This window comes from Mailhella massiliensis, from assembly GCF_020741395.1.
Taxonomy (GTDB): Bacteria; Desulfobacterota; Desulfovibrionia; order Desulfovibrionales; family Desulfovibrionaceae; genus Mailhella; species Mailhella massiliensis_A.
The window spans coordinates 1-25,568 of sequence record NZ_DYZA01000144.1 but is presented as its reverse complement, the minus strand read 5'-3'; the positions used below and the strand labels follow the sequence as shown (position 1 = coordinate 25,568).

Annotated in this window: 25 protein-coding genes and 1 pseudogene; 11 read left to right on the top strand and 15 right to left on the bottom strand. The window is 57.3% G+C overall.

Annotation, left to right across the window (positions count from 1 at the left end; all coding sequences use genetic code 11):
• On the bottom strand, positions 1-866 hold an 866-nt coding region (locus K8W16_RS07170; RefSeq protein ID WP_304122470.1), incomplete at its 3' end, for a MerR family DNA-binding transcriptional regulator.
• A gap of 225 nt (positions 867-1,091) precedes the next feature.
• On the opposite strand from K8W16_RS07170, the gene K8W16_RS07165 reads away from it, so the two are divergent.
• Entirely contained in the window at positions 1,092-2,537 is a 1,446-nt protein-coding gene (locus tag K8W16_RS07165) for a sigma-54-dependent Fis family transcriptional regulator (RefSeq protein ID WP_304122469.1), read from the top strand.
• Between the two features lie 90 nt (positions 2,538-2,627).
• Here the strand turns inward: K8W16_RS07165 and gcvH are convergent, their stop codons facing one another.
• From gcvH to K8W16_RS07140, 5 genes are all read right to left on the bottom strand, one after another.
• Positions 2,628-3,023 carry a glycine cleavage system protein GcvH gene (gene gcvH, locus K8W16_RS07160; RefSeq protein WP_304122468.1) on the bottom strand — a complete coding sequence of 132 codons (396 nt, stop codon included), beginning with the start codon at positions 3,021-3,023 and terminating at the stop codon, positions 2,628-2,630.
• Between the two features lie 22 nt (positions 3,024-3,045).
• Entirely contained in the window at positions 3,046-4,464 is a 1,419-nt protein-coding gene (gene lpdA, locus K8W16_RS07155) for a dihydrolipoyl dehydrogenase (RefSeq protein WP_304122467.1), read from the bottom strand.
• A gap of 129 nt (positions 4,465-4,593) precedes the next feature.
• Positions 4,594-5,025, bottom strand: coding sequence for an OsmC family protein (locus K8W16_RS07150; protein ID WP_304122466.1), 432 nt, complete (start codon positions 5,023-5,025; stop codon positions 4,594-4,596).
• A 96-nt stretch (positions 5,026-5,121) separates the two neighbouring features.
• Positions 5,122-5,652, bottom strand: a complete 531-nt coding sequence (locus K8W16_RS07145; protein WP_304122465.1) for a hypothetical protein — start codon at positions 5,650-5,652, stop codon at positions 5,122-5,124.
• Positions 5,653-5,737: 85 nt separating this feature from the next.
• Entirely contained in the window at positions 5,738-7,624 is a 1,887-nt protein-coding gene (locus tag K8W16_RS07140) for an alkaline phosphatase family protein (protein ID WP_304122464.1), read from the bottom strand.
• Positions 7,625-8,105: 481 nt separating this feature from the next.
• Between K8W16_RS07140 and K8W16_RS07135 the strand changes: the two genes are divergently transcribed.
• Both K8W16_RS07135 and tnpA read left to right on the top strand, forming a co-directional pair.
• Positions 8,106-9,707 carry a BCCT family transporter gene (locus K8W16_RS07135; RefSeq protein WP_304122463.1) on the top strand — a complete coding sequence of 534 codons (1,602 nt, stop codon included), beginning with the start codon at positions 8,106-8,108 and terminating at the stop codon, positions 9,705-9,707.
• Between the two features lie 188 nt (positions 9,708-9,895).
• Positions 9,896-10,315, top strand: a pseudogene (gene tnpA / locus K8W16_RS07130) (IS200/IS605 family transposase); the annotation flags it as partial.
• A gap of 722 nt (positions 10,316-11,037) precedes the next feature.
• On the opposite strand, the gene pssA reads toward tnpA, so the two are convergent.
• The 7 genes from pssA to rpmH form a co-directional block, all read right to left on the bottom strand.
• The gene (gene pssA, locus K8W16_RS07125) at positions 11,038-11,853 is read right to left on the bottom strand and encodes a CDP-diacylglycerol--serine O-phosphatidyltransferase (protein WP_304122462.1); all 816 of its coding nucleotides are present in this window, start codon (positions 11,851-11,853) and stop codon (positions 11,038-11,040) included.
• 11 nt (positions 11,854-11,864) lie between these two features.
• A complete protein-coding gene (locus K8W16_RS07120; RefSeq protein WP_304122461.1) occupies positions 11,865-12,521 on the bottom strand; it encodes a phosphatidylserine decarboxylase family protein in 657 nt (218 codons plus the stop codon).
• A gap of 170 nt (positions 12,522-12,691) precedes the next feature.
• Entirely contained in the window at positions 12,692-13,753 is a 1,062-nt protein-coding gene (locus tag K8W16_RS07115) for a protein jag (RefSeq protein ID WP_304122460.1), read from the bottom strand.
• Between the two features lie 12 nt (positions 13,754-13,765).
• On the bottom strand, positions 13,766-15,364 hold the full coding sequence (yidC, locus tag K8W16_RS07110; RefSeq protein ID WP_304122459.1) for a membrane protein insertase YidC: 1,599 nt from the start codon (positions 15,362-15,364) through the stop codon (positions 13,766-13,768).
• Positions 15,357-15,632: a membrane protein insertion efficiency factor YidD gene (gene yidD, locus K8W16_RS07105; RefSeq protein ID WP_304122458.1), complete on the bottom strand. Its 276-nt coding sequence runs from the start codon at positions 15,630-15,632 to the stop codon at positions 15,357-15,359. The genes yidC and yidD overlap by 8 nt, the downstream gene beginning before the upstream one ends.
• Entirely contained in the window at positions 15,629-16,024 is a 396-nt protein-coding gene (gene rnpA / locus K8W16_RS07100) for a ribonuclease P protein component (RefSeq protein WP_304122457.1), read from the bottom strand. The genes yidD and rnpA overlap by 4 nt, the downstream gene beginning before the upstream one ends.
• 131 nt (positions 16,025-16,155) lie before the next feature.
• Positions 16,156-16,290, bottom strand: coding sequence for a 50S ribosomal protein L34 (gene rpmH / locus K8W16_RS07095; protein WP_077072108.1), 135 nt, complete (start codon positions 16,288-16,290; stop codon positions 16,156-16,158).
• A 284-nt stretch (positions 16,291-16,574) separates the two neighbouring features.
• Here rpmH and K8W16_RS07090 point away from each other — a divergent pair, with 284 nt between their 5' ends.
• From K8W16_RS07090 to K8W16_RS07055, 8 genes are all read left to right on the top strand, one after another.
• Positions 16,575-17,441: a pyridoxamine kinase gene (locus K8W16_RS07090; protein ID WP_304122456.1), complete on the top strand. Its 867-nt coding sequence runs from the start codon at positions 16,575-16,577 to the stop codon at positions 17,439-17,441.
• Positions 17,442-17,779: 338 nt separating this feature from the next.
• Positions 17,780-18,553: an ABC transporter permease gene (locus tag K8W16_RS07085; RefSeq protein WP_304122455.1), complete on the top strand. Its 774-nt coding sequence runs from the start codon at positions 17,780-17,782 to the stop codon at positions 18,551-18,553.
• Between the two features lie 17 nt (positions 18,554-18,570).
• Complete coding sequence (locus tag K8W16_RS07080; RefSeq protein ID WP_304122454.1) at positions 18,571-19,602, top strand: ABC transporter ATP-binding protein; 1,032 nt, start codon at positions 18,571-18,573, stop codon at positions 19,600-19,602.
• Between the two features lie 37 nt (positions 19,603-19,639).
• Positions 19,640-20,719: an extracellular solute-binding protein gene (locus tag K8W16_RS07075; protein ID WP_304122453.1), complete on the top strand. Its 1,080-nt coding sequence runs from the start codon at positions 19,640-19,642 to the stop codon at positions 20,717-20,719.
• A gap of 63 nt (positions 20,720-20,782) precedes the next feature.
• Positions 20,783-21,613: an ABC transporter permease gene (locus tag K8W16_RS07070; RefSeq protein WP_304122451.1), complete on the top strand. Its 831-nt coding sequence runs from the start codon at positions 20,783-20,785 to the stop codon at positions 21,611-21,613.
• A gap of 10 nt (positions 21,614-21,623) precedes the next feature.
• Positions 21,624-22,241 (top strand): TIGR00725 family protein, encoded by a 618-nt coding sequence (locus K8W16_RS07065; RefSeq protein WP_304122449.1) that lies wholly within the window; start codon positions 21,624-21,626, stop codon positions 22,239-22,241.
• Positions 22,242-22,507: 266 nt separating this feature from the next.
• Complete coding sequence (locus K8W16_RS07060; RefSeq protein WP_304122447.1) at positions 22,508-22,780, top strand: hypothetical protein; 273 nt, start codon at positions 22,508-22,510, stop codon at positions 22,778-22,780.
• Between the two features lie 601 nt (positions 22,781-23,381).
• Entirely contained in the window at positions 23,382-24,590 is a 1,209-nt protein-coding gene (locus tag K8W16_RS07055; protein ID WP_278732502.1) for a site-specific integrase, read from the top strand.
• 8 nt (positions 24,591-24,598) lie between these two features.
• Here the strand turns inward: K8W16_RS07055 and K8W16_RS07050 are convergent, their stop codons facing one another.
• Both K8W16_RS07050 and K8W16_RS12390 read right to left on the bottom strand, forming a co-directional pair.
• Complete coding sequence (locus K8W16_RS07050; protein ID WP_278732501.1) at positions 24,599-24,904, bottom strand: AlpA family transcriptional regulator; 306 nt, start codon at positions 24,902-24,904, stop codon at positions 24,599-24,601.
• 1 nt (position 24,905) lies between these two features.
• Complete coding sequence (locus K8W16_RS12390) at positions 24,906-25,169, bottom strand: helix-turn-helix transcriptional regulator (protein ID WP_369694463.1); 264 nt, start codon at positions 25,167-25,169, stop codon at positions 24,906-24,908.
• Positions 25,170-25,568 lie beyond the last annotated feature (399 nt).

Here is a 25,568-nt window from a genome sequence, read left to right as displayed (position 1 = left end):
TGTGCTTTTTCTTCCCCATGCCTTTCGGGCATGATGCGCACCACTTTCACCATAAGCTCCGTGACATGGCAATCGCTGTTGCTGGTGGTCCAGTAATCGGTGACATAGCGTTCATAGCAGTCTTCGCCCATGGCGTAGCCGTGGCGACGTATCCAGGTAAGGCAGCGCTCGTAGGTTTCCTTTATGCTTTCCTGCGGGCCGACATGGTAACATGAGGCCATCATGCAGCCGCCGAAATCAACACGACCGCCACCTCCTCCAGGTTCAAGCACACGCTGCATGATGCGTATGGTCTGCGCCTTGCCCTCCAATCTGTCCTTCATGCTGGAAAAGTGGATATACACGGGCCCGGTTATGGCGTTGTTCGTCTTTTCCACATAGTTCATGAAGTTGAGGTTGATGATTGCAGATTTGATATCACCGTCAAAGGGCTGCTCCTGAAAAAGAAGCTTTACGTTTTCCACATATTTGACGGATACCTCGTGCACATTTTCGGCAATAACGGTTTCCGCTTCCCTGATGAGGTCCTGCCAGTCACGCACGGACTCCTCACAGCGACGGAGTTCTATCTGCGCTTTATGCAGCTCGTCGAGTTTTTGCTCGAAGGCGGCGCGCAGGGCGCTGTATACATTGCCGTTCCGGCCGGAGATGAACCTGCGCATTTCATCGAGCTTGAAGCCCATCTGCTTGTAATATTTGAGTACCGGAACGAGAAGAAGTTCATCGTGCGTATACATCCGGTAATTGTTGTAGTCATGGCGCAGCGAGGAGATAAGGCCGATCTTGTCGTAGAAACGCAGGGCCTTTTTCGATACGTTGCAAAGTTGACTCAGTTCACCGATGGAGTATTGCTGTTTACGCGGCATGGGGAATCCTTCCGGAACGGGGCGAAGGTACAGGGGAAACATGGCCTGCACCCTTGAAGTTCATAACTCTTTTATGCTTTTTTTTCCAGAGGCAGCGTGTGCAGGGGACGGGCCGGGAAACCTCTCCGGCTTGACGCTCCGCTCATGGCGGCTTAGAACCGAAGATAATCCCATGAATATCGGAATATGCCCTTTAGTAAACTCTGGGCCGCAGAGGAGAAGAGCATGATGGAGCAGCCGTATTTCGCCCCCACTGTGGAAGAGAGCTATTATCGCCTTCTGACGCATATTCCCGGCATGGTATACCGTTGCCGGGCGGAAAAGGTGGTGGAAAGCGACGGAGGGCAGCATTTTGAATATGTGCTGGAATTCGTCAGCGAGGGGAGCGAGCGTCTTGTGGGCATCGCTGCGCATATTATGCTCGGACAGAACCAGAACGTCATTGAGCGCATGACGCACCCGGATGATCTGCAGAGACAGCGCCAGGAAATTTACGACAGGGTGCTGGCCCATGAACCGTATCAGGTCATGTACCGGTTGCTTTTGCCCGGAAATGTGACGAAATGGGTGTGGGATCAGGGGGAGGGTGTCTACGGACCGGACGACGGCTTGTGGTATCTCGAAGGCCTCATTATGGACGTGAGCGAGCAGAAGCTCATGGAGCTGAGCCTCCGGGAGGAAAACAGGCAGTTCCGTGCCTCCTCTTCCAACCTGTTCGGCCTCGGCAATCTTGTGGGGCAAAGTGAGAGCATGCGCCGCGTGTACGAACTCATCCTGAAAGCGGCGGAAACCGATACCAACGTCATCATTTATGGGGAAACGGGTGCGGGCAAGGATGTTGCGGCGCGGGCTATCCATGCCTTGAGCGGGAAAAAGGGCCCCTATGTGCCCGTGAACTGCGGAGCCATTCCTGAAACACTCATGGAGAGTGAGTTTTTCGGGCATACCAAGGGAGCCTTTACCGGCGCGACGGGCAATAAGGAAGGATATATTGCCGCAGCGGACGGAGGCACGCTTTTTCTGGATGAAATCGGCGAGCTTCCCCTGCATCTTCAGGTGAAGCTTCTGCGCACGCTGGAAAACAAGATGTACACTCCCGTGGGCAGTCATACGCCGAAAACCTCGTCGTTCCGCCTGGTGGCCGCCACCAATCAGGATCTCAGGAAAATGGTGAAGGAAAAGAAAATGCGCGCAGATTTCTATTATCGCGTGCATGTTCTTGCCATTACGCTTCCTCCTCTCAGAGAGAGGTTGGGAGATCTTCCCCTGCTTACGGCCGCCTGGCAGGAGCGACGGGGGGCGCATGTGGATATTCCGCTCAATGTCCGCCTTGCCATGGAGCGTTACCCGTGGCCGGGCAATATCCGCGAGCTTTATAACTTCCTCGACCGTTATGCCGCCTTCGGCGAAGCTGCGCTGGATTCTTTGGGGGAGGCCGCCCGAGCGGCATCTTCCCTTATGCCGGCTGAGCCTGAGGAAGGCATCACTTTGGAAGAGGCCACGCTTCAGCTTGAAGAAAAGCTTATCCGCAAAACACTGGAAGCCTGCCGATGGCATAGAGGCGAGGCTGCAAGGCGCCTGGGACTCAACCTGCGCACCCTTCAGAGGAAGATGAAGCGTCTCGGCCTTGGAGGAAGAGGCCCGCAGGAAAAGGAAGCCCCTTTGTCCTGAAGTCTTTCTCTCCTCTCTTTCGAGCGCGGATTTTCCGCGATAAGGGCCGCCTTTTCCGGAAAAGGCGGCCCTTATCATGCGGGGAAAGGCTTACAGGGAGGCCTTGTAGGCGTCGGCGGACATGAGGGCGTCCACGGCGGCCATGTCTTCAGGCTTCACACGGATGAGCCAGCCCTTTTCATAGCAGGAGGCGTTGAGCAGGGTGGGAGTGTCGGCCAGCTCGCCGTTCACGGCGGTGACTTCGCCGGAGACGGGCATGAAGAGCTTGTTCACGGACTTGATGGATTCCACTTCGCCGAATTCATCGCCCGCGCCGAAGCTGTCGCCTTCGGAGGGAAGGTCGACATAGACCACTTCGCCGAGCTGGTCCTGAGCGTAGTCGCTCACACCGACGACGATTTCATCGCCTTCCACGCGGGCCCAGATATGTTCGTCGGTGTACTTGAGGTTCGCGGGGAGGCTGAGTTCCGCAACGGTCTTGGCCATGGGAGTTCTCCTTGTTTTTTTGTTATTCCGCGATACCTGCGGCAGCTTCCATCACGCCTTCGGCCAGGGTGGGGTGGGCGTGGATGGTGCGGGCTATGTCGGCGACCTTTGCGCCCATCTCAAGGGCGAGGGCGCACTCGGCGATGAGGTCGGTGGCATGGGCTCCGGCAAAGTGCGCGCCGAGGAGCTTTCCGCTCGCCTTGTCGGCCACGAGTTTGAACACGCCGGGCAGCTCGCCCATGGCCTGCGCCTTGCCGAGCTCGCGGAACTGGAATTCCGAGGTGGCCACGTCGAAGCCCTTGTCCCGGGCCTGGGCTTCGGTGAGGCCCACGTCGCCGATTTCCGGGGAACTGAAGATGCCGGAGGGCACCACGTCGTAGTTCGGCTTTTCGCTTGCTCCGAAGATGTTGGCCACGGCCGCATGGGCTTCGGCCGAAGCCATGTGCGCGAGCATGATGCGCGCCGGGCCGAGAATATCGCCTATGGCGTAGATGCCGGGCGCCGAAGTTTCGAGGTAATCGTTCACGGTGATGTAACCGCGTTTGTCCGTGGCAATCCCCGCTTCCGCAAGGCCGAGGCCGTCGGTGACTGGCACGCGGCCTATAGTCATGAAGATGCAGTCGGCCTCAAGGGTGGCGGGCTTTTTGGCCGAGGCGGGCACAAGCTCGGGCGCGAGGAAGGGCGAGGGGCCGAGGTCGGCATAGACCTTGCCGCCTTCCACCTTCGTCGAGTTCACAGTGCGGCAGAGCTCCACCTTGATGCCCTTCTTCTTGGCTTCGCGAAGAAGAAGCCTGCTCATTTCCTCATCCACGGAGGGCACGGGCAGGAGGCGGTTCTGGCCTTCCACAATGGTTACTTCGCTGCCGAAGGCGCGGAAGATGAAGGCCAGCTCCGTGCCGACCACGCCGCCGCCCACGATGATGAGGCTCGCAGGCACATGCTCAAGCTCCAGCGCTTCGTTGCTGGAAAGGATGTACTTGCCGTCCACGGGAAGGGAGGGGAGGTTCAGCACGTTGGAGCCGGTGGCGATGATGACTCTGTCGCCTTCGATATCCTGCACCGTACCGTCGGCAAGGGTGGCCTGCACGAGATTTGCGCTCACCACGCGGCCGCGGCCCATGACGACTTTCACCTTGAGCTTCCGGCAGGTTTTTTCGAGGCCCCCGCGCAGGGTTTCGGATACCTTGCGCTTTCTGGCGATGACGGAGGGCATGTCCACGGAAGGCTCGCCTTCGCAAAGGATACCGAACTCCTTTGCGCGATGAACGGTTTCCAGGGCTTCCGCCGAGGATTTCAGTGTCTTGGTGGGGATGCAGCCGCAGTTGAGGCACGTTCCGCCGAGCCACCGGGATTCCACGAGGGTGACTTCCGCGCCGCGTTTTGCGGCGTCGAAGGCGGCCGTGTAGCCGCCGGGGCCTGCGCCTATGACAGTAATACGCATGGAAACAGCCTTTTTTTACAGGTTTGCCGCACCGATCCCGAGGGGCGCGCTGCCGAAGGAAGAAACCGGCCACGGCGCGGCGGCAGAGGATGGGCGCGGCATAAGAAAAGCGCTTTTTTTCAGGGAAGGCTAGTCGTCTTCACAGACGGGGTTGAGCTTGTACTCCATTTCAATGCCGTCGTGCAGGGATCCGGTGACCAGGCATCCGTTTTTCATGACGCGGGCCACGCGGTCGAAGAGGTCGAGGTCTTCCTCGTCAATGCCCACATTGGCGGTGATGGTGATCTTCAGCACGCGGCTCTGGCCTTTTTCATTGGCGTCCACGTCCATGAGGGCGGTAAGGTCGAGGCTGTTGTACTTGAGGCCTCTGGCTTCCATAGCGGCGTTGAGGGCTGCGGCATAGCAGTACAGGGCAGCAGAGCCGAGAAGCTGCTTGGCCGTGCCGCCGCGCTGATCGGCGGGCACATTGGTGTTGTCGATGACGATGTTGCCGAGGGCTGCGCCACCGGTTTCAATGGTATGAACATCCCCGTTTCTGTGGTAGGCGACGGTAAGCTGCATGGCTGTTTCCTTGTGTGATGGGCTGAAGATGAAAGAAAAGCGCCCGGAAGTACGCGGCGCGTGCTCCGGGCGCCGGAGAGAGGAAAAGCCTTGTGATTAGGCGCAGTCGTGCTTGTCCCAGGGTTCACGGTTGTCGCGCTGGATCACGGATTCCATGCGGGCAATGGCTTCCTTGAGCTTCTTGATTTCATCGAGCTTCAGGTTGGGGTTCTTCATCACCTGGTAGATGATGGCGCCGGTGCAGCTTTCGGAAATGGGCAGGTCGGCGATAGTGGCGATGGTGACGGCGATATCCTGAGCGGTGACGGCACGTTCCACGTTGCCGATCTTGCCGTTGATGGCGAGGCCCTGGAAGGCGGCGCCGGAGGCATTGGCCGCCACGATGAGAGTGCGGCGATCGGCGGCTTCCACAGCGGCGGCGAGGGCGGCGTCGCCTTCAGCCATGACGAGCACGGTTTCCGCGGAAGCTTCAAGGGCGGCGGCGATGCCTTCGGCATCGGTCTTTACCGCGCCGAGGGCTTCGGCGGCTTCAGCAAGGCCGGCGCAGTCGGCGTTGGGGAGCAGGGCGGCTTTCTTCAGAGAGTCGGCGGAAGCATTGAGCACGAGGATTGCTTTCTTTTCAGCCATGACGGTATTCCTTCAAATATGGTTGCGGCGTATGCCGTTGTGTCCGGAGAAAGCCGGGAGGGGAAACCTCCCGGCAAAGGCGCATTTACTTGACGAGGTTCGGATCTTCCATGATCTGGTAGATGGGTGCGCCCTCGGCATCGGCAGGAACGGGATTGCCGGTGATATAGCAGAGGGTGGGCACGATATCGGCCAGCCAGCGGGGACGGGGGTAGCGGTAGCCCTTCTTGATGTTGGGACCGCGGAACATGAGCAGGTTCTTCAGGCTGCCGCAGCCGGATTCGCCGGTGGGCAGGCCGTAGCCGTGTTCAGCCATGTATTCGGGCTTGAGCACATAGACCACGTCGCCGGCCTGAGCGCCGCCCATGCCGAAGACCTGGGCATCTTCCTTGCGCACGGCGAGCAGCACGGGGCGTTCGCCGGTTTCGGGATGCTTGTAGTCGAGCAGGGCATTGATGATGCGGTCGCGCACGTTTTCATAGTCTTCCGGTTCCACGATACCGCCGGGGTATTTGCCCTTCAGGTTCACATACACGAACATGTAGCGCTGAGGCACGGCGAGGGACTTGGTGACGTCGAGAACGTAGTTGAAGCCTTCGGTCTCCTCATAGATATCCCAGTAGTTTTCCGACTTCTTGGGCTCGTAGGAGCACAGGCCGGCTTCCTTCAGGGCGTGGGCGGTGTTGAGGATGGGACCCATGGGGGTGGCCCCGTGGTCGGAACACACGCACATGAGGGTTTCTTCTCCCATGAGGTCCATGAGGTTGCCGAGCAGGCGGTCTTCCACGGTGTAGATGTGGCGTTCCATCTTTTCGGCGCGGGCGCGTACTTCAGGATCCTTGCTGTCGAGTTCGCTCAGCCAGCCGTGGTAGAACCAGTCGATGGGATGGGAGTGCATGTAGAACAGATCCCAGTCGGGATTGGCGGTGAGCAGGCACTTCACGGTGTTCCAGAGCCAGGCGCTGTGGAATTCCACAAGCTCGCACACGGTGTCGGTGTCGATGATACCGTGCAGATAGGCCACCAGGCCGATATCGTTAGCCGTGATCTGCTTGGAAAGGTCGATCTGGTCGGCGGCGGAGGCGGGAGAGATGAAGCCGATGCGGCCCGCGATGCCGGAGACATAGAGCTTGAATTCTTCAGCGTCGTCGGAAAGCTGCATCAGCTTGCAGCGGAACACACCCTTTTCAGTGCGGCCGTCGGCGGCGATGGTGAAGTCGTGCTGCACGGGTTCGCTCCACTGGCCTACCTTGATGGTGAAGAAGGCCTTGGAGTAGTCCTTTTCAGGGCAGAGGGCGAAGGTGTCGAAACCGTCGTCGCCGCTTTCCCAGGCGAGGCCGTACCAGACCTGATCCTTGAGAGGCTCGATGGATTCCTTGAAGTGCATCTTCACTTCCATTTCTAGGGGCTCGTCGCAGTCGGGCAGGTTCTTCCAGCCCTTGGCGTCGTCGAAGCGGCCCTGAACGCCCATGGGATAGTAGTCGGTGGAGATCACGCTTTCCGAGGCAAGGAATTCCTTGTGTTCATTGCCGTGCAGGGGCCAGCGGGTTTCGGCCGGGGAAAGGCCCTGGCCCATGACCAGGATGCCGTTCTTCATGTGGGAAGGCCAGGACATGGGGTAGTTCACCACGATGCACTTCTTGCCTTCCTTGTCCCACGCGTCCCAGATGGTCTGGGCGGTCAGGATGTCGGAACCGAAGGCCTGGGAGGTTTCCTTGTAATCAAGGCTGCGGCCTTCGTGATAATAGTAGTAGTCTTCCACGCCGTGGGTGCGGGGATAGGCGCCCGTGCAGATGGTGGCCCAGGAGGGCGGCGTGACGGTGGGCAGGTTGTACCCTTCGGGGATGAAGCTGCCTTCCGCCATGAATTTGCGGAAGTTGTCCAGGCCGCCCTGGGCGAGCATCGCTTCAAGGCGTTTGGGGATAAGGCAGTCATAACCGATGAGTGCGGCTCTTTTGGCTTTGGGCGACATGTAAAACTCCTTGCAAAGTTTAGTGGTCGTGTGCTTGGGGAGGGAACGCCGTTCCCGCTTTTTCAGAATTCAAAAAGCGTGCCAAAGACTGTGAAAAATTCGGGGATATCTGGGAAAATAAAAATAATTTCCAAAAAAATGAACAGGTTGGCATGCTGTCCCGGCGACGGGGAAGCATCGGCTCCGCTGAAAAAGACACAAGCTTGTCCCCGGAGCTTTGCAAAAAAAGGACAAATATGTCACGATTGGCTGTGAAATATAAAAATTATTATGATTTTCAGAATGTTATATTATAACGACAAATATGTCGTAATTTGCGAAAGAAATGTCGCAAAGTGTGGGAACCGGCATTATATTATTTTATAAATATAATGATATTACTAGGATAGATCTAAAAAAGTTTTTTGGCACAATCTTTGCTTAACCATGTCCAGACTATAGGCAGCTTTTGCTGAAAACCTTTGAGAGAGAGGAGAGAGTCATGGCAACTTCTACCCCCAGTCACGAGCAGGAAAACGACCTCCGACCGGAAAAAGGCATATTCTGGCCGGCTATGATCGGCGTGCTGCTGATCGCCCTGCCTATGCTGTTTTTCCCCAAGGCTTCGGAAGAGCTCATCGGGGCCATTTACACGCCGTTCAGCATCAAGTTCGGTTCTTTGTATCTGTGGATCACCGTGGGGCTCATCGTCCTGTGCATCTATTTTGCGTGCAGCCGCTACGGCGATATCAAGTTCGGTGATCCTGGCGAAAAGCCCCAGTATTCTCTGCCTTCCTGGGTGGCCATGATCTTCTGTTCCGGCGTGGCCGGCGCGGTGATGTTCTGGTCCATCGTGGAACCTCTGTGGGACCTCATCACCCCGCCCCAGTACGCGGAACCTCTGAGCACGGCATCCTTTGACTGGGCGCTTACCTACATGCTGCTGCACTGGGGCCCCAATGCCTGGTGCACCTACTTCATCACCGCCCTGCCCATCGCTTATCTGTTCCATATCCGCCGCAAGCCCGTACTGCGTATTTCTGCGGCTTCGGAAGTTGTGCTCGGCAAGCAGACCAACGGCTTCATCGGCCGCGCCTGCGACGTATTCTTCATCCTCGGCCTGCTGTTCTGCACGGCCGTGACCATGTGCATTTCCCTGCCCACCGTGGAAGCGGCTCTGGAGCAGATTTTCGGCATCAAACCTTCCTTCACTGTGGAAATCGTGGTGCTCATCGTGAGCGCCGGCGTGGCCGCATGGTCCGTGTGGTCCGGCCTGAACAAGGGCATCAAGGTGCTCTCCGATATCAACGTAGTCATCGCCCTCGGCATGGTGGCCTATGGTGCCCTCTGCGGCCCCACCGCCGCCCTGTTCGATATCTTTACCAACGCGTTCGGCAAGTTCGTGGGCAACTTCTGGAACATGAACTTCTGGACTTCGCCTTTCAGCGACAGCACCTTCCCCCGCGACTGGACCATTTTCTATGCCCTGTTCTGGGCTGGCTACGGTCCCTTCATGGGGTTGTTCATCGCCCGTATCTCCCGCGGCCGCACTGTGCGTGAAGTCATTGCCTGGGGCCTTGTGGGCACCTGCACCGGCGGCTATCTCATTCATGGCGTATTCGCTTCCTATACCCTGTACATCCAGTACCACGGTATTCTCGATGCTGTGAGCATCCTCAAGAATTCCGGCGGCCCCGCCGCCATGATGGCCGTGCTCGACACACTGCCCTTCGGTAAGGCCGTCATGCTGGTCTACTGCGCCTTCTCCACCATCTTCCTGGCTACGTCCGTGGACTCCGGCTGCTACGTCATCTCTTCCGTGGCCACTACGCGTATGGGCGTCAACGACGACCCGGCCCGCTGGCACCGTTCCTTCTGGGCTCTGGTGCAGGCCCTCCTGGCCCTTGGTCTGCTCTCTATCGGCGGCCTCGGCGTGGCCAAAATCTTCGGTAACTTCTCCGGTGCTCTCATGGCTCTGCCCACCATGCTGCTGACCATAGCCTGGTTGAAGATCGTCAAGAAGGACGGGCACTACATGCTCTGCAACTTTGTAGAAAAAGATTGCACACCTTCCGGACTTGAAGCAGAAATGGCGAAGAAGTAACTGTTTCTCTTTTTTGAAAATGCCCCGGGGAATCATTCCCCGGGGTTTTTTGGTTAAACGAAAAATCCCAGCTAGGCTGGGGGCCGACAACTTATAGTTATAAGTATGTGATAAAAACTCCTTTTGACTTGTTGAGAGAGGGGTGCGGTCCGGCAACTGCGCCCTAAGCAAATCAAAATGAGGTCTCAATGGGTGACGCAAAAAGTTTAGCGCATACGAAATGGAACTGTAAATACCATATAGTATTTGCTCCGAAATATCGCAGACAGATTTTCTATGGCGAGAAGAAAAGGGCCATAGGAGAAATGTTACGAAAATTATGTGAGTGAAAAGGTGTAAGTATAGTTGAAGCGGAATGTTGTCCTGATGCCATCTCCCTATGTTGTGAGAAATATCGCCGAAGATAAGTATGTCGTCGTTCGTCAGGTATTTGAAAGGGAAGCGCAGCCTGATGATATACGAGCAGTTTTGTAAGCTGAGATTCAGATAGCGCAATCGAGAATTCTGGTGCGTGGCTACTGGATATGGTAGGCAAAAACAAGGCAAAGATATCTGAGTACATGAGGCAACAACCGGCCGAGGATGAACTCGGAGAGCAGTTGAGCCTTCCGTGCGCAGGAAGTCCGTTTACGGGCCGTCGGCAACAGAAATGCAGAGGTCGGGCCGTGCTGTTAGGGCGCGCCGGTAAGAGGGCCTTACAGGCGCATAAGAGAAACCATCGGCTACGGTGGGCCGCTTTATGCCTGAGATCAGGGGAAAGCGTCGCCTTGCGTTTTCCGTGTGCCTCTTCGTGAAGGACTGAGGCTCGGGCGGATCTCGTCAGAGCGGCTGCCTCTGTATGCGAGGCCGTTCTGCCCTGTGACTCCAGGAAAGTTTTTTTGAAAGGGAGAAGTGCAGGATGCCTTTTCCTGCTTTCTGAAGGGCGGTCTTCTTCTGATGTGGCAGGGAAAGAAGGGAAAGAGACCAGGTCGAGCCCGATCCATGTGCAGAGGAAAATGTACGCGGGAGAGAAGGCTGCGTTTTACGCAGAATCCAAGCTCTCTGAGGTGATTCCGGCTTCCTCCCCTCAGAGCAGGAAAGCTGTCTTTTCGGGGAGGGGGAGCCTTCCCTTGTGGAGCATCGGACTGCTGTTGTGCGGAAAAGGGATAACACTCAGCTCGGGCGGGAGTTGAGAAAAGCATCAGACTCACAGTGTTATAGTGAAATTGTCCATGGCGCAAAGAACCGGTATAGGGCAGAGCCGTTTTTCCCCGGGGGCGGGGAGAGGGGATTCCCCAGACACAAAAAAGCCGTCTTTTCAGACGGCTTTTTTGTGAAAAGGGGAGCAGCGTCATTCCGCCTTTTCTTCCGAAGGAACAGAGTCTTGTACCTTCACGGTTTTTTGTGCCGCTTTGGCGGCGTCGGCCGCTTCCGGGTCAAGGGCTTTTCCTCTGCGGCGCAGGAGGAAGGTATAGGCCGGGCCGGAGATGACATAGCTTATGAGTATGAGGAAGCAGAACAGGCGCGGCAGGGAAAAGACCATGCTGAGCACGATGAGCGTGGCCACCATAGTCTGGAAGGGATGGGTCTTGATGAAGCCGAATTCCTTGAAGGAGAAGTAGCGCACGCGGCTGACCATGAGCAGGGGCACAATGATGGAAAGAAGCAGCGTGAACACGGGCAGTGCGGGCATGAGGAATTCGGGATAATAGGGCATGAACAGCACGAACGTGGCCAGCATGCAGGCACAGGCCGGGCTGGGCAGCCCTACGAAGAAGCGCTTGGACGTGGTGGATACACCCACGTTGAAACGTGCGAGACGCAGAGCGGCACAGCCGCAGAAGAGGAAGGCCACGGCAAGGCCGAGGCGGCCGAATTCATGCAGTTGCCAGGCATAGGCCAGCATGCCGGGAGCCACGCCGAAGGTCACATCATCGGCCAGGGAATCGTATTCAATACCGAACTGGCTCGCCGTACCGGTGAGACGCGCCACTTTTCCGTCCAGTCCGTCCATGGCCGCACCCACGAGAATAGCCCAGGCCGCCTGGTCGAAATGATGGTTGAAGGCAAGGATGATGCTGAAGAACCCGGCGAAGAGGCTGGCGGTGGTGAAAAGGTTTGGTAGAATATACACGCCGCGGGGCACGGGTTTGTTGGGATCGCGCATGGGAGCCTCTCTTACGCTTCTTCCGAAGCGGACTTCTTGGCAAGAACGCTCTGACCGGCAAACACATTTTCGCCGATACGGATCGCAGCAGTATAGTCGGAGGGCAGATAGACGTCAACGCGGGAGCCGAAACGTATCATGCCGAAGCGCTGTCCGCGCCGGAGCACGTCGCCCTGTTCGGCATGGGGCACGATGCGGCGGGCGATGAGCCCGGCGATCTGTACGAAAGTCCAGGTTGCACCTTCCTCATCACGCATCTGCCACAGGCACTGTTCGTTGTCGGTGGAGGCCTTGTCCCACGCGGCGTTGAAGAATTTGCCGGGCAGGTAGCGGATGCCGATCACAGTGCCGGAGACAGGGGCACGGTTTACATGCACGCTGAAGATGTTCATGAAAATGGAGATGCACAGCCGTTCTTCACCGTTCATGGGGTCGGTGCGCTTTTCTATGCGGATGATGCGTCCGTCGGCGGGGCTGACGGCAAGGCCCTTCTCCTGCGGAACGACCCGCTCCGGGTCGCGGAAGAAGTGCACGGAAAACCACAGCGCCACGAGGGCGACGAGGGCGGCGGGCCACCAGTCCAGAATGGCGAAGCAGAGGGAAACGACGGTCAGCAGTCCGATGATGGGTACACCTTCGGGGGCGAGACCGATGCCGGGCTTGTTCATTAAAAACTCCTTATAAGCTGGGATTCCCCTTTTCCTGAAAGGGACGGCAGCGACATGCCGGAGCGAAAGGCCGCCTCGTGTGGATCTGTTCGTGCCTTGGGAAAGAGGCGGACGCGGGCCCCGGAGAGACGAAACCGCCCGGCAGAGGACGTCTGCCGGGCGAGAAAAGATTAATCCTTACGACGCAGGATGACAACATGCTTGAGCGCACCTTCGCCGGAACTGCGCGTCTGCACGTCGGGGTCGTCCTGCAGGGCGAGATGTATGACTCTTCGCTGGTAGGCGCTGAGCGGCCTTGTAGTCTGAATCTTGCCTGTGGCCTTTACCTTTTCCGCAAGGGAAAGAGCCAGCTCCTGGAGGCGGGAATCCTGCCGGACATGATAATCTCCGGCATCCACCTGCAAACGTACCTGGGCGCTCATGGCACGGGTGACCATGCGTGAGGCCAGGTACTGCACCGCAGCGAGGTTCTGCCCGTCGCGTCCGATGAGAAGGCCGGTGTCTTCGCTTTTTACGGAGACCTGAATGCGGTCTTCTCCGATTTCCAATGAAAGATCCACAGCCTCAGGGGCAATATCAAGCACCGGGGCTACCAGCTTGCTGATGATGCTCTTCGTAGTTTCCGCAAGTTTTTCCTGATCGAGTTCCGCCAGGGGCACACGGGGCAGAGAGCTTTCCAGCGCATCGGCGTCGTCGTTTTTGGGAGCGGCTTCCTTGCGGGAGGCTCCTTTGTTTTGCCGGGATTGGCGAGACTGACGGGTACGGGGCGCATCTCCGGCGGAGTCCTCCGTTTTGGCTTCCCCATCCTCTGCATTTTCCTTCACGGCGGAAGGCTCGGGGCTGAGGGCGGGCACGGCCGAAGGTCGCGGCATGGGCAGGGCCTTTGCCGCAGGAGCGGATTCCTTTTCCGCTTCCGTACTGCTTTCCTTCACTTCTTCCTTCGGAGCTTCAGCCGCTTCGGCCTTTTCCTTGCGGCGTTCGTTGCGGCGTCGGCGTCCCTCCTGCTTTTCCGTTTTTTCCGGCTGCGCGGCGGGATTCTGCATGAAGTCGGGCAGCGTGGCGAGACGCGCCCGGATTTTTGCCTTGCGCGCGCCCACGATGCCGAAGATGCCCGTTTTTGCGTCTTCGATGATTTCTATTTCCAGCTTTTCCCTGGGGACATCGTAGAAGGCACAGGCCTCCGCGATGGCGGCATCCAGGGTTTTCCCCAGAAACTCTTTGGATTCACTCATGTCTATCCCCTGCTACTTGGTTTTATGCAGGGTCCAGGACTGCTGGATGATGGACAGAATGTTGTTGCAGAGCCAGTACAGCACGAGGCCGGAGGGGAAATTGATGAACATGACGGTGAAAACCACGGGCATGATCATCATGATTTTGCGCTGCTGCGGGTCGCCCATGGCGGGGCTGAGCCACTGCTGGAGGAACATGGTCGCGCCCATGACGAGCGGGGTAATGTAGAACGGGTCCTTCACGGAAAGGTCGGCCAGCCAGAGCAGGTCGGTGCCGGGCAGGTAGGTGATGAAAGAGGCGTGGCGCAGTTCAATGCAGTTCAAAAGAGCCTGATACAGGGCGACGAACACAGGCAGCTGAATGAGGATGGGCAGGCAGCCTCCCATGGGGTTCACCCCGTAGGTCTTGTAAAGTTGCATCATCTCGCGGCTCAGCGCTTCCTTGTCGTTCTTGTATTTTTCCTGAAGCTGTTTCATGCGGGGCTGGAGCTTCTTCATCTGTTCCATGGATTTGAAGCTCTTGCGCGACAGCGGCCAGAAGACGATCTTGATGAGGATGGTCAGAAGAATAATGGCAAGCCCCCAGTTGCCGAGGAAGCCTTCAAACCAGGTGAGGAGCTTGAGCAGAGGTACGGCAAGGAAGGAGAAGATACCCATGTCCACGGAGGACTTGAGATCATTGGGGGCGGCGTCGAGCAGGTCGCGGCTCTTGGGGCCGAGCCACCAGGAGGTGGAGAGCTCGGTGGGCTGACCGGCGTTCAGGGCGATATCCTGAAGTTCCACGGCCGCGCGCCACACGCCGCCTTCGGTGATGCGGCCTTTGAAGACGCAGTTCTGTCCGGACTCGGGCAGCACGGCGGAGAGGAAGTAGTTGCTCATGAGGCCGGCCCAGGCAATGTCGCCGGAGCTCATCACGCCTTCCTTGGTGAGGTCTTCCACGTCCACGTCGCGTTCCAGTGAGCCCTTGAGATTCCAGGCCATGCTCATGGCATCGTAGTTGCTCTGGCCACTGAAGTTGGTGGCGCCCAGGCTGTAGGATACGCGCGCAGCCGGGGTGGCGGCGGCAGCCGTCAGCGTGACTTTTTCATCCATGAGATAGGTGTCGGCATGGAAGGTGATGACGCGGTTTATGCGGATTCCGTTCAGTTCGCCCGTGAAGGTAAGGGTGGCCTCGCCCGTTTCCAGAGTAATGTCGGAACCGTCGAAACTCCACTGGCCCATGTTCCAGGAGGGTTGGCCGTTTATCAGAAGCCCCATGGGGGCCACGGTGGCGGCGGCGGGGGAAACCATGTTGAACTGCGGGGAGTCGGGCAGAATGGTGGCCTTGTAGTTCTTCAGCTGGAATGACTGGAGTACCCCCCCGCCGGAATGGAACACGGCTTCATACAGGGGAGTGTTCACGCGCACTTCACGGCCTTCGGAGGGTTCGAATTTGGCCACAGGGATGACGGGCGCGGCGGGAACGGGGGCGGCGGCTTCAGGCTGGGCCTGCTGTTCCGTGGCCGCGGGCTGGGGCTCGGGCAGCCAGCCCATGTATTCGGAAAAAGCCTGCCAGCCGAAGAGCAGGACAATGCAGATGACGACGGAAAGGATGAGGCGACGGTTATCCATGACGTTCCTGAGTGTCTGCGCCGGGCGCAGAGGGATGATCGTTGGAGAGGGGGGGCACAGGGTCGAAACCGCCCGGATTTCCGGGGTGGCAGCGCAGAATGCGCCGGATGGCCAGCCACAGCCCTTTGAGCGGGCCGTGCCGCTCTATGGCTTCTATGGCATAGGTGGAACAGGAGGGGTAGAAGCGGCAGCAGGGGGGATAAAGCGGCGAGATGCAGCGCTTGTAGAACCGTATGGGCAGGATAAGAAGGCGCTGGGCGAGATTCATGCCTGGCCTCCTGAAGGAGTGGATGCGGCGTTCTCGGGCCCTGGTTTTTCCGAAAGCTCGGCGAGCAGGGGCAGAAGTTCGGTTTCCGCGAGGCTGAGGTTGAACTTGTCGGCGCGCAGATGTTTTTTAGGCGTAACGACAAGATCCATGGCGGGCATTTCGTGCTGATGCAGGCGGAAGAAGGAACGCAGAACGCGCTTGATGCGGTTCCTGGCAACGGCATTGCCGCATTTTTTGGTGACGGCAAGCCCGAGACGCCCGTTTCCGGCATGGCCGGAACTGCGGGCGAACACGACGAAGTATTTCGTGAAACGGCGTTCTCCCCCGTTGTAGCAGGCGGTATATTCCGCCCTGCGGGTGATGCGCCGTTCTCTGGGCCACGTCAGGGACATGGAAACGATCCATGTTGCGCTTTGACGGATTTTAAACGCAAAATGTGGGCGTGGCATAAGCCGCGCCCCAAACATTTGCATTTTCCGCCCGGCTTCCTCGAAGGAGGCGGGCCGGGAAGCGCACCTGCAGGTTAGGCGGACAGGCTCTTGCGGCCCTTGGCGCGGCGGCGGCTGATGATGGCGCGGCCGTTGGGGGTGCTCATGCGGGCGCGGAAGCCGTGGGTACGCTTTCTGCTGATTTTGCTGGGCTGATACGTTCTTTTCATGACGCGCGGTCTCCTTACTGAGATTGGAACATGCAGATATAGCGCGCCTTGTCTTCTTCGTCAAGTCGGAAGGGCGGCGGCGCGCCGGAAAGTTCCCCGGGCCGGGGCGATGCCTATGTGTATGCCGGGATAAGGGCGCGGGCAAGCATTAAAACCACGTTTTTCACGGAATATTTTTACGAGCCGCGCTTTGCCTCTCCTTTTCCCCTGCGTGACAAAAAAGGCGATTACGCATAGACTGCGCCATATTATTCCAGCCGCTTGTGCGGCAAAGGAGCAAATTCATGCAGGGCGTTCCCGTGCTTCGCGTCGCGGCCGTACACGATCTTTCGGGATTCGGCCGGGCTTCTCTCACCGTGGCCATTCCCATTCTCGCCACCATGGGCATACAGGTCTGTCCCCTGCCCACAGCGGTGCTTTCCTCCCAGACTTCGGGGGTGGATGATTTCACCTTTCTCGACCTCACGGCGCAGATGGGGCCCATCATGGATCACTGGGCGCGTATGGGCCTCATGTTCGACGCGGTGTATTCCGGTTTTCTGGGCAGCCCGGATCAGTCGTGGCTTGCAGGGCGCTGCATACGGGAATTCCGCGCTCCGGGAGGCATAGCCGTGGTGGATCCCGTGCTCGGCGACAACGGCAGTCTGGACCCTACGCAGACGCCGGAAATGGTGGAGGCCATGCGCCGCCTTGTGGGGCAGGCCGATATCATCACTCCCAATCTTACGGAAGCGGCCTTTCTTCTGGAGGATGCTTACCGGCCGGATATCAGCCGCGAGGGGCTGCGCGACCAGCTGCGGGCGCTCGCGTCCATGGGGCCTTCAGCCGTGGTTATTACGAGTGCTCCTGCCTCCCGCCCGGGGAACACTGCCACCGTGGCCTACGACGGCCGCCGTTTCTGGCAGGTGGAAGTGCCACACCTGAATGCCTTTTACCCCGGCACGGGGGATGCCTTTGCCAGCGTGCTCACCGGGAGCCTTCTGCAGGGCGACTCTTTGCCCGTGGCCGTGGATAGGGCCGTGCATTTCGTGTACCTCGGCATACAGGCAACGTACGGTTACGATACGCCGCACCGCGACGGCGTGCTTCTGGAGCGCACGCTCCCTTCCCTGCGCATGCCCTTCACCGGCGGAAGCTATACGGAATTCTGACCACTTTTCAGGGAGCTTTTTTCAGAAGCCCGGGTATGGCTGCCGGAAGCGCCGCACCCGGGTGTTTTTTTACCGTTTCTTCGGAAAATTGGGTAGATTTCTTTTGGAAGAGAAATTTTTTAACATGTTGTATAAACAGAAAAAAATATCTTCAAGTCGCGCTTTTTTCTTTTTTTTTCGTCCAGAAAGGAAAAAAATGGTGCGACCTCTGTTTTTTTAGGTTGATTAAACTTGTTTTACCTGCGTAATCTAACCGTCATAAAGGCAGGTTAGTTTAAGTGCGTTCTTGTCCGTAGATGTACAGACTGCCGGATACGGATGGCCGGCGGAGAGGGAACATGCTCGTCATCGCTTATCTTGTGTACATTTTTTTGCCCATCGCCCTGCTGCTGATAGGCTCGTTCGGTGAAACGTGGACGAATTCATTTCTGCCCTCCGGCTTCACCCTGCGCTGGTATCTGGATGTTTGGAACGACCCGAGTTTCCGACGGGCCTTCGTTGTGAGCCTGGAAGTGGCCGTGTCCACCTGCGTCATAGTCACCGCGCTGGCCGTACCTCTGGCCTACGCCCTTACCCGCAGCATGGGGAAGATCGCCGGGCTTACGGGGCGCTTTTTAGCTATCATGCCCATTGCCGCCCCTCCGGCTGTGCTCGCCTTCGGCTACATACTCATCTTTTCCACGGACGCCATGCCGTTTCTGGGGGCGACCTGGCTCATCATCGCGGCGCATGTGGTTTCCACGCTGCCTTACATGTTCCAGACTCTGGTGGCGGACATACGGCATCTGCATCTGGACAGGCTGGAGCTTGCCGCAGAATCCCTGGGCGCTTCCTTCGGGCAGAGGTTCTTCCACATTATCCTTCCCTCCCTCCAGCACAGCATCTTTTCCGGTCTGGTGGTGGTCTCGGCCATTTCCATCGGGGAGTTCCAGATCACCAATCTCATCGCCGGATTCTTGAACCGCACCTATCCTGTGGTGCTGTTGCAGTCGTTCTACGGCGCCACGGGCTTTGCCTGCTCCACCACCATGGTCCTGTTGCTTCTGGCCTGCGCCAGTGCGGCGGGAAGCGCGTTGACGGCCCGTTCGGCCTCAAAATCCAAGAACCATTAAGAGGCACGCAGAAGCTTATGAGCATTGTGATTGAAAATTGCTCCTTTGTGTATCCTTCGTCGGGAATAGGCGTTCATGATGTCAACATTTCCGCCGAAGACGGGGAACTTGTGGCCGTCATAGGCTCCAGCGGCTCGGGCAAAACCACCATGCTCAAGCTGGTGGCCGGGTTCGAGCAGTCGAACAAAGGCAGGATACTCATCAACGGGCGGGATGTGTGCGGTGTCCCGGCAAGACTGCGCAACGTGGGCATGGTGTTTCAGTCCTACGCGCTCTTCCCGCTTATGACGTGTGCGGAGAACGTGGCCTATCCCTTGAAGATACGCAAGGTCCCGCCTGCGGAGCGCAGACGCAAGGCTCTGGACATGCTGGAGCGCGTGGGGCTCGCTGCTTTTGCCGACAGGCTTCCGAGCTCCATGTCCGGCGGGCAGCAGCAGCGAGTGGCCCTGGCCCGGGCGCTCGGCTTCAATCCCGACGTCCTTTTGCTGGATGAACCCCTTTCCGCGCTAGACGCCAGCCTGCGCGTGGAACTGCGCCGGGAAATCCGTCGCCTCCAGCAGGAGCAGGGTATTACCGCGCTGCATGTGACTCATGACCAGGAGGAAGCCCTTTCCATGGCGGATAAGGTTGCCCTCATGCATCAGGGGCGGCTTATTCAGATAGCCACGCCCCAGGAACTTTACGATAAGCCGGTGAATCGCCGTGTGGCGGCCTTTGTGGGGCACGCCAACCTGTGGGACGGCGTGGTTGTGGATGTCGACACCGTGCGCGTGCCCTTCGGGGAACTGCGCTGTTCCTGCGCGCCCTATAAAAGCGGAGACAAGGTGACGGTGCTCGTGCGGCCCGAGAGGGTGATGCCCGACCCGGAAGGCTCGGTCAACGTATTCGACGGCGTTATTTCCAGCGATTCCTTCCTGGGAGCGGTGCGCCGCTATATCTTTTCCGTAGGCGGAAGCGGCATACAGGGAGAAACGGCGCGGAGGCGGAGCTTCGCCAGAGTGGGCATAGCGCCCGAGGCCGTGCAGCTTCTGCCCTTTGAAGAAGCCTGAAAACGCCGTATATGCGGCACTTCCCATAGAGGAGAATATGATGAAAAAGATGTCCGGTTTTTTGGGTATGGTCATGGCCGCAGCTCTGGCCGTTCCTTCCCTGACCATGGCCTTTGAAGGCCCGGAGCTGTACCCCGGAGAACGCCAGCTTTATGAGGAAGCGCTGAAGGAAGGCATGGTGGTATCCTTCGATACCGGGCCGACCTGGGCCAACTGGGCCAGCCAGTTCAAGGCGTTTCAGCAGCGCTATGAAGGTGTGGAACTTGTTTATAATGATATCGGATCCGGAGCCACCGTGGTCGCGCTGGATAAGACACGCCGCCGTCCCCAGGCCGACACGGCCTACTATTTCGCCGCTTCCGCCATTGACGCCAAGGCCAAGGAAGTGCTGGAAGGCTATAAACCCGTCAACTTCGACAAGCTCCCCGAAGCCTATCGAGATCCCGATGCGGAATGGTTCATCGTGCATCAGCTCGTGGTGGCTTTCCTGGTGAACAAGAAGCTGGTGGAGAACGTCCCCCAGTCGTGGGAAGACCTGCTCAAGCCTGAATACAAGAACAGCGTCGTCTACCTCGACCCGCGTTCCACCGGGCAGGGGCAGGTGCTGACCTTCGGCGCGGCCTACGGCAACGGCGGCAGTGTGGACAACGTGCTTCCCGGCATCGAATACCTCGCCAAGCTGCATAAGAACGGCAATGTTCTGCGCACCGAAGGCACCACGCCTTACGCCAAGTTCATCAAGGGCGAAATCCCCATCTGGATCGCCTATGAAGGCGACGGGCTGAAGGCCAAGCTCATCGACGGCATGGGCGACGACTGTGTGGTGGTCATTCCCAAGGAAGCCAGCGTGGCCGCGCCCTACGCCATGAGCCTGGTCAAGAACGGGCCCAACCCCAACGGCGGCAAGCTGTGGCTCAACTGGGTCATGTCCGACGCGGGGCAGGCCGTTTTTGTGGATGGTTTCGTCCGCCCCTCCGTGCCCACGGTCAAGATTCCTGAAAAGATGCGCGCCTACATGCCCGACGCCCCGCAGGTGCAGCCGCTGGATATCGTGAAGGCTTCCGCGCAGAAGAGCTTCATTGATGAGAACTGGACAAGGCTCATCCTCGGCAAATAATCCGGCACATCAACCTCCGCCCGCCCCGGCTTCTTCCGGGGCGGGCCCCGGCAGGTGAATTTTATGAATAAGACAATGAAGATTATGCTGCTGGCCCTGCCTGCCTTCGCCGTGCTGATCATGTTTTTCCTGGTGCCTCTCGGAAGCGTGCTGGTGGAGCCGTTTCTTGACAAAGGGGAGGCGTTTTTCAGCCTGTGGAGCGACCCGCTGTTCCTGAAAGGGCTCAAGGGCAGCACCCTGCTGGCTCTGACGGCGGGCGCGCTTTCCGTGCTCGTGGGCGTTCCTGTGGCGCTCCGCCTTTCCGTCATGAAGGAAAAGGCGAGGCTTCTTGCCATGTTCTGCATTTCCCTGCCGCTGACCTTTTCCGGGCTTATCGTGGCCTACGGTTTCATTCTCTGCTTCGGCAGGGCGGGGTTCATCACGCTTCTGCTTGCCAAGGCAGGCGTTTCCCCCGACTGGGTGGCGGGCCTCGTGTACAGCCCGGTGGGCCTCGCCCTGGCCTACTGCTATTACCTCATTCCCCGCGTCGTGCTGCTTCTTCTTCCCGCTCTGACCAACTTCGACAGAAGCCTTCTGGTGGCGGCCAACTCCATGGGTGCGACGAGGTTGAGGGCTTTTTTTGACGTACTTCTGCCGGAACTTATGCCCACCATAGGCGTATCGTTCTGCCTTGTGGCCGCCGTGGCCTTCGGCGCCTACGGTACGGCGCTTGCGTTGGTGGGTTCTCAGGTGAACATCCTGCCGCTGCTTCTCTACAGCAGCGTTTCCGACACGGGCACCAATTTTTCGCAGGCCGCCGCCATTTCCCTGGTGCTGCTCGGAGCCTGCAGCATGATCATGGGTGTGGCGGAAGTTATTGCCATGCGCAGGGAACAGCGCCTGAAGAGGGGCTGAAGGAGCCGATATGCTGTATCTTACGGAAAAGATGCTCCACGACGGGAAGCGCCGTCTGGATGCGGAGACCATGACCTGGGTGCCTGATGACTCCCCGGTGGAGGGCCGCAAAGTTTCGGAAGTGGAAGCCGTGCGCTGGCTTCAGAAGGAGTCGGGTACTCCTCTGCGTCCTCCGGTGGCCGTCATCGGGCCGAGAGAGGCTTCCGATGAGGAACGCACCGTGGCCCGAGAGCTGGGGCGGCGTCTTGCCGGACTCGGGCTGACGGTGCTCTGTGGTGGCCGTCAGGGCGTCATGGAATCCGTGTGCCTCGGCGTGCGTGAAGGCGGCGGCGTTTCCGTGGGCCTTCTGCCTGAAGACGACTGGCGCAAGGGCAACGCCTATGTCACCGTGCCCATATCCACGGGCATAGGCATAGCACGCAACGCGCTCATCGCCCGTGCGGCCGTGGCCGTGGTGGCCGTGGGCGGAGGGCTTGGTACTATTTCCGAAATCGCCCTTTCTCTCCAGTTCGGAAAGAGGGTATTCGGTCTGTGCAATCCTCCGTATGTGGAGGGACTCCAGCTCGTCTCCTCTTTGGATGAGGCAGAAGAGGGGCTTTGCCGTGCCCTGCTGGGCCTGCCCGTCTGAAAGACGGGACCGGAAGACGGACATGTGCAGGCCTGCGAAAAGCCCTGAGCGTTTCGCAGGCTTTTTTGTACCTTACTTCGGCCGCGAAGAGCCGGCCATGCCTTCGGTACTGCCTGTTCCCGTAAGGCGCAAGTGGGGCAGGGGGAACCGGGGATCCCGTTGAGGGTATGTGCGCCGTCTTCACGGTTCGCTTTGCTCAGGAAAGCAAAGATGAAGAATTTTCAGAAGGATACGCCGGAAAAATATGCGCACCGGGTGCGGAAAAGGTGGAAGAGGGCTTTTACCGGATAAAAAGTCCCTATTCTGGCGAGGAAATCTTCGTCACCTCCCTTTCCTTTGACATGGAGCAGAAAAGCTATAGGGAGGAAGGCTGTTCGTCCCGGAACATCACGCAGGTGTCCTTTGAGGACATACTCGATGAATTCGACGTGTATATGACGGATTTTTATGAAGGCTGGATGAAAAGAGCACGTTTTTCTGCTATCAGGAGCTCGGCTCGGACAGAATTGAAGGTATCCGTGCGCTGCGGAGCGCTATAGGCAGACGGCGTTGCCGAGCCGTATGAGGAAGAGGGGGAGAGGTATTACCGCTTCCGTATGGAATGATGCTCTGCTTCGGGACAGTGGTGCATGACAACAGAGGACGTCACCGGCTGGAGAGGTGGCGTCCTCTGTTGTTCTCTGTCCGTTTCGAGCGGTCGGATTTACCGTCGGAATTATATCCTGCGGAAGGGATGAACAGGTTGTTTTCCCGACAAGAGATGGATACATGAGGCCGGAGAGAAGGCAGGGATATATAAATAAACTAGTTCAGTATGATATATTTTTCTTGTACGGGGAGGATCGTTGTACTCGGGGAAGTTTCACAGATGCATCGTGGACAGGGCGGCATTTGTGCAGGGAGGTAAGCATCCTATGAAGACTACCTCGATTCAGGGGCGGAAGCCGGTTTTACCTCACAGAGCGCCGGGGCGGACCGGGTCTCTCTCTCTCTCTCTCGGTCACATATTGTCAATAGGAAGAAATAAATAATTATTAAATTCAATATATTATCGTTAAGATTTTTATCCTGAAAATCCATTTTGGATAAGTTTTGGATAAGCATCTTGCCTTCTTTCGTCGTATCCTCTAACCTGCTCATATGAGTAGCGAAACTGAAAGAAAATACATAAAGACCAAGTTCGAGGGCGTCTTCTTCCGCCAGTCCGCCAAGCGCGATCCGCGCACCGGAGAGTACGACAAAATCTACTGCTTCTGGTACGCAGACCACGAGGGTAAGGGGCACTGGAAAACTGTGGGCAGGCACAGCAAGGGCATCCGTCCGGCTACGGCCAGAAAGGAGCGGGCAAAGTTCCTTGCCGAGTTTGAAGCCACCGGCGTCAACCCCATTGAGCGGGATAAAGTCACCATCGGGGACTTGGTGGATGCCTATCTTGAATGGGGCAGGAGCGAAGGGAAATACGTTGACCAGCACTACAGTCAATATAACGCCCACCTCAAGAACAAAATTCACGCTCTGCCGGTTGTCGAGCTGACCCCGAATTTGCTTTCCAGCCTCAAGGCGCAGCTCCTGAAGACGCCCACCGGGAATACAAAGCCCAAAAAAGCCACAGGAAAGTCCAACACCAGGACGCGGAAACGGAAAACTCTGGCCGGACAGACCGTGAACAACATCTTTTCGTTCATGCGTTCCGCCATAAACCGTGCTGTCGCCACCGGTATGTGGAGCGGAGTCAACCCGCTGTCCACCAAGGGTGGTACATGGAAAATGGTCAAAGCCAACAATGAAAGATTGCGCTTCCTGACACGGGAAGAGGCCAAGGCCCTTCTGGACGACCTCGAAAAGCGGCATCCGCAGTTGCATGACATGGCCCTGCTTTCCCTGCGAACCGGCCTTCGCCCCACAGAAATTTTCAAGCTGCGCGGACAGGATGTGGATGCCAACGCCTGCGGCCTTTATATCATTCAGAAAGGTGGCAAGCGGGTTTTCGTCCGAGTGCCGGAGGACATGATTAGAATGCTCCAGGCGTACAAACGCAAACCTGCGGAACCCATTTTCCAACAGCCCCGCAAGAAAACAGCGTTCACCAAGACGCCAGCCTGCTTCCAGACTGCCGTCAGAAAGCTCAATCTGGCCCCGAAGGACGGTGATAGTCTGTACGCCGTCACCCTGCATACCATGAGACATACCTTCGCATCCTGGCTGGCTCAGTCCGGCAAGGTCACGCTTATGGAGCTGCAAAAGCTCATGCGTCACAAGAACATCACCATGACGATGAGATACGCTCACCTTTTTCCAGGGCAGGAAAACGAAAAGCTCTCGATTATAGGGGATATGCTGGAAGCCTGAGAAATCCATCATTTTGATTCCGAAGTTTGGATACGTCCAGAGGCAATATACTCTTCCAGTACAGCGCGTTCATAGAAGACGCGCCTGCCAAAGCTCGTATATGCCGGGCCAATACTTTCTTGCCGCCAGTATGCGAGAGTTTTTTGGTGGATTCCAAACTCTCTTTCCACATCTTTAGGCGCAAGAAGTTTTTTGTGTGGGCCATCAGAAATATTGCTTGGATATCCACACCCTGCGGCACGAACGGCCTCGGTTATAAGTGGCATCAATTCTTCCGGTGTCGTTACGATAATAGTCTGTTTTTCTGTGAACATATCAGTTTCCTGTGCAATGTGTAGTCTCAGAAGAACTAGAGAAAAGGCCATAATATTTTGCTATAAGTTCATTCATACTGTGGCAAGCATTTTCTTCTAGCATTTTCTCTCTGTGGCGCAGTACGCCGCTGAAACTTATGCAGAGTAGTTTTGATATTTCAGAAATCGTTTTGCCCTCCAAAGCAAGTTCAAAGACCTCTTTTCCTCGTGATGTGAGCGTAAGTTCAGATATGTTTGTAGCCAACTCTGAAGCTATTACCCGCATGAGTTCGATGCTTCCATGCACACCATATAATTTTCTGACAGTCGCCTGATGCCTATAAACTGTTGTGCGCTGAATAGATAACATGCGGGCAATGTCTTTTGGGACATTTACCCTGGATCATCAGCATGACGATTTGCCGCTGTCGCATCGAAAGTCTTTTCATAGCTACAACCTCCGCAAAATCGGTATTCGGATATAAGCTGTAGCATGGTGGATTTTCGAGGGGCAGTGGTAAGATTATGTAAATTGAAAAATCCGTTTTCAACAAGCTCGTAAACAAGGGAATCTTTGAAATTGGGGAGTTTTCAGCAATGTCGAAAAATAGCCCTTTCAAAGCACCTTAAAAGGTGTATGAAAGGGCTGTTCTTAATATTTAATCTATTGAATTTATATATTATT

Excerpts from the sequence above, each read along its gene's own strand:
- K8W16_RS07165 (WP_304122469.1), top strand. The coding sequence starts at position 1,092 with ATGATGGAGCAGCCGTATTTCGCCCCCACTGTGGAAGAGAGCTATTAT.
- gcvH (WP_304122468.1), bottom strand. The coding sequence starts at position 3,023 with ATGGCCAAGACCGTTGCGGAACTCAGCCTCCCCGCGAACCTCAAGTAC.
- lpdA (WP_304122467.1), bottom strand. The coding sequence starts at position 4,464 with ATGCGTATTACTGTCATAGGCGCAGGCCCCGGCGGCTACACGGCCGCC.
- K8W16_RS07150 (WP_304122466.1), bottom strand. The coding sequence starts at position 5,025 with ATGCAGCTTACCGTCGCCTACCACAGAAACGGGGATGTTCATACCATT.
- K8W16_RS07145 (WP_304122465.1), bottom strand. The coding sequence starts at position 5,652 with ATGGCTGAAAAGAAAGCAATCCTCGTGCTCAATGCTTCCGCCGACTCT.
- K8W16_RS07140 (WP_304122464.1), bottom strand. The coding sequence starts at position 7,624 with ATGTCGCCCAAAGCCAAAAGAGCCGCACTCATCGGTTATGACTGCCTT.
- K8W16_RS07135 (WP_304122463.1), top strand. The coding sequence starts at position 8,106 with ATGGCAACTTCTACCCCCAGTCACGAGCAGGAAAACGACCTCCGACCG.
- pssA (WP_304122462.1), bottom strand. The coding sequence starts at position 11,853 with ATGCGCGATCCCAACAAACCCGTGCCCCGCGGCGTGTATATTCTACCA.
- K8W16_RS07120 (WP_304122461.1), bottom strand. The coding sequence starts at position 12,521 with ATGAACAAGCCCGGCATCGGTCTCGCCCCCGAAGGTGTACCCATCATC.
- K8W16_RS07115 (WP_304122460.1), bottom strand. The coding sequence starts at position 13,753 with ATGAGTGAATCCAAAGAGTTTCTGGGGAAAACCCTGGATGCCGCCATC.
- yidC (WP_304122459.1), bottom strand. The coding sequence starts at position 15,364 with ATGGATAACCGTCGCCTCATCCTTTCCGTCGTCATCTGCATTGTCCTG.
- yidD (WP_304122458.1), bottom strand. The coding sequence starts at position 15,632 with ATGAATCTCGCCCAGCGCCTTCTTATCCTGCCCATACGGTTCTACAAG.
- rnpA (WP_304122457.1), bottom strand. The coding sequence starts at position 16,024 with ATGTCCCTGACGTGGCCCAGAGAACGGCGCATCACCCGCAGGGCGGAA.
- rpmH (WP_077072108.1), bottom strand. The coding sequence starts at position 16,290 with ATGAAAAGAACGTATCAGCCCAGCAAAATCAGCAGAAAGCGTACCCAC.
- K8W16_RS07090 (WP_304122456.1), top strand. The coding sequence starts at position 16,575 with ATGCAGGGCGTTCCCGTGCTTCGCGTCGCGGCCGTACACGATCTTTCG.
- K8W16_RS07085 (WP_304122455.1), top strand. The coding sequence starts at position 17,780 with ATGCTCGTCATCGCTTATCTTGTGTACATTTTTTTGCCCATCGCCCTG.
- K8W16_RS07080 (WP_304122454.1), top strand. The coding sequence starts at position 18,571 with ATGAGCATTGTGATTGAAAATTGCTCCTTTGTGTATCCTTCGTCGGGA.
- K8W16_RS07075 (WP_304122453.1), top strand. The coding sequence starts at position 19,640 with ATGATGAAAAAGATGTCCGGTTTTTTGGGTATGGTCATGGCCGCAGCT.
- K8W16_RS07070 (WP_304122451.1), top strand. The coding sequence starts at position 20,783 with ATGAATAAGACAATGAAGATTATGCTGCTGGCCCTGCCTGCCTTCGCC.
- K8W16_RS07065 (WP_304122449.1), top strand. The coding sequence starts at position 21,624 with ATGCTGTATCTTACGGAAAAGATGCTCCACGACGGGAAGCGCCGTCTG.
- K8W16_RS07055 (WP_278732502.1), top strand. The coding sequence starts at position 23,382 with ATGAGTAGCGAAACTGAAAGAAAATACATAAAGACCAAGTTCGAGGGC.
- K8W16_RS07050 (WP_278732501.1), bottom strand. The coding sequence starts at position 24,904 with ATGTTCACAGAAAAACAGACTATTATCGTAACGACACCGGAAGAATTG.
- K8W16_RS12390 (WP_369694463.1), bottom strand. The coding sequence starts at position 25,169 with ATGCGGGTAATAGCTTCAGAGTTGGCTACAAACATATCTGAACTTACG.